Source organism: Lactobacillus leichmannii (assembly GCF_024701915.1).
In the GTDB taxonomy this organism is placed as follows: domain Bacteria; phylum Bacillota; class Bacilli; order Lactobacillales; family Lactobacillaceae; genus Lactobacillus; species Lactobacillus delbrueckii.
On the sequence record NZ_QOCY01000002.1, the window covers coordinates 1 to 2,937 of the forward strand.

General features: G+C 47.7%; 2 protein-coding genes. Both read left to right on the forward strand.

The genetic code is table 11. The annotated features are described in order from the left end of the window. Positions 1 to 109 precede the first annotated feature (109 nt). Complete coding sequence (locus DS743_RS00020; protein WP_035184146.1) at positions 110 to 313, forward strand: hypothetical protein; 204 nt, start codon at positions 110 to 112, stop codon at positions 311 to 313. After that, positions 313 to 2,850, forward strand: a complete 2,538-nt coding sequence (locus DS743_RS00025) for a phage/plasmid primase, P4 family (protein WP_035184142.1) — start codon at positions 313 to 315, stop codon at positions 2,848 to 2,850. The genes DS743_RS00020 and DS743_RS00025 overlap by 1 nt, the downstream gene beginning before the upstream one ends. Positions 2,851 to 2,937: the final 87 nt, after the last annotated feature.

Below are 2,937 nucleotides of genomic sequence, written 5' to 3' on the forward strand. Positions count from 1 at the left end.
TACATAGTAAAAGAAAAAGTGTTGAACGACTACTCCGTCGAGTAATCATCCAACACCAGATTAGTATGTTTTATTTGCTTAGTTTTTTACAGAAAGCGAGGCAAATACCTTGAGTACAAGAAACAAAGACATTAGGGATGCAATTAAAACGGCCAGATTGTATCAGTATCAAGTAGCGGACACGCTGGGGATCGATGAAACGAAACTCAGCAAGATGTTGCGGTATGACCTGTCAAAGACAGACCGGGAATCTATCTTAAACGCTGTGGCAATGACCAAGATTAACCAGCAAGCGGAAAGAGAGGCCGAATAATGAAGACATTAAACGACCTCAAACAAGAACCCCTCTGGGCTGTGGCTAAGGTTGTACCACCCAGAAACGAGGGACAGCACCCGGGCAAGATCACGGTAGACCCCCAGCTTTTACTCAATGAGGGCAAAATGCGGAATTTAAAGAGCACTGAGGCCACAGGTTGGACGGACTACCAGACCGCCTCAAAAGCCCTCACAGCCGCTAACAATGCCTTACAAGAGGGCAAGATTACAGGCGTTATTAAATTCACCTTCAGTTTACGGATCACGCCACCCCTTGTTTTTATCGATGTTGACGATATCCCAGATCCCGAGGCCTCAGCCCAGTTTAAGGATCTGACCAAGCTTACAAAGGGCGGCTATTGCGAGGTATCTCAGAGCGGCAACGGATTGCATTATTTCGTTGAGGGCAAGCTTGATAAGGCACACAAGGGAAAGACGTACGAAATGTACACAGGCGGCCGCTATGTTGCTTTTACGGGCAATCAGGTATCAAATAGCGACAGCATCCCGGCACTGACAGAGAGCGAGATTAAAGCGATCGTGTCATACTGTGGCTTTAAATGGACGGGCAAAGAGCAAGCCAAAGAGCCTTTATTGGTTACCACCCCGCAACCGACCGGGAATGGCCGCCACTGGGGAGCAGATAACGGGCTGACAGCTGAACAGGTACTTTCTAATGCAATCAATAACCCCGAGCTAAAAGCCGTTGCTAGCGGCGATTACAGCGCCTATAACGGGGATCACAGCTCAGCGGTGCAAGCCCTTGTTAATAGCCTTGCCTTTTACGCTAACGGGGATGCGGCAAAGACTGACCAAGCATACAGATCAACCCCCAGCTTTACGGATGACACAAAGTGGGATGCATCCCGGGGCGACACAACGTGGGGTGCTCAAACCATTGCTAAGGCGATCAATTACGTTCAGACCAAGCATCCCGATCACGGCTATTTCCCAGCCCGCCAAAATTCCGGCATGAGGGTTGTTGAACCGGGCGAAAGAGCCACAGCCGAAACGCTTAAAATCAAGATTGACGGGGTGGAAAGAGAATTTCCGTTTAACGGTTATTTCTATAACAGAGATTACGAAATGACCGAGGTTGGGTTTGCTAACCGTTTTGCTGATTGGTACGCTAAGGGAAAATTAGTTTATCATCCCGGCTTAAAGGCGTGGCTTATGTACGACCCAGAAACGGGGTCATGGATGCCTAACGAGGATGACAGACTGGGCACGACCTTTAACCAAACCCCAGAAAAGCTCATTGATAATTTGCGGGTAAATCTCAAGAAAGAAAAACGCCTGTGGCTTACAGTCGGTCGTGATCCCCACAAACCGGATAAACAGTCATTCGGGGAGAAAGCCTATAACAAGGGTTACGAGCGAATCAGCTCAGCGGCTGGGCAAAAGGCAACCCTTGAATTAGCTCAGAGCCGTTTAACCGTGCGTGCATTTAACGACTGTAAGACCGAGCTTAACACCCGGACAGGTTGGATTGACCTCAAAACGGGCGCTATTAGCCCTCACAGCCCGGCTAAGCTGTTTGATAAGGCAACGGATGCTGGTTTGCCTAATAAAGCCACAGAGGGGGACGGTGGCAAGCTCTGGGATCGTTTTTTAAAAGAGACCTTTTGCGGGGATCTTGAATTGATCGATTACGTTCAGGCATGCATCGGCTATAGCGTTACGGGCAAAATCAATGAAGAGGTTATGTTTATCTGTGAGGGCAGTGGGGGCAACGGCAAGAGTATTTTTCTTGAGTGCATAAACGAGGTGCTGGGCGATTACAGCTCTGTTATCCCAATCGAAACATTGATAGATAACAACAAGGCACAGCGGGACGGCTCAGCACCAAGTCCAGACCTTGCAAGCCTTAAGGGCAAGCGGTTTGTCATGACAACCGAGCCCAAAAAACAGGTTACAATCGATGACGGGATAGTTAAGACGGTGACAGGTGGCACTAAGCTGAATGTTAGAATGCTACATCAAAACCCGATTGTATTTTTACCTCAGTTTAAAATTTGGTGGCAATCTAATGGCTTGCCCCGGATTGCTATTAAGGAACACTCTATGTTACGGCGCTTGATCGTTATTCCGTTTAAAAACGAGGTACGAGGGGATGCGGTAGATATCAACCTCAAAAGCAAGTTGATGAAAGAGAAAGAATTTATCTTGAAATGGTGCATTGAGGGCGTGGCCAAATGGCAAGCACGGGACGGAAAAGCCCTTTACCACCCTAAGTATCAACCAGCGGCCGTTGAAGAGGCCACAGCGGGGCTGTGGAATTCCGCTCACGTTCCGGTTGACAGCATCAAGCAATGGCTTGAAAACGGGAACTATGAAGAGGGGCATTCATCCACCCCACCAAAGGTTAAAGAGGTTTACGAGGACTATTTAGCCTATTGTAAAGAGCATGAATTGAAAGTACCGAGTGCATACACCAAGCAAGGATTTAATAAGGAATTGGCACGGCGGGGACATCACAAGCGTCCGGGAACGGGTAATTCCTATGTTTGGATCAGTTTAAAAAAGCGTGGTTAAAAGCCACAGAGGTGATGTGACCCCCAAAATTGGGACAAATTAATATTAAGCCGTTAAGGTTGTTAAAACATGATTCCGATATTCAAT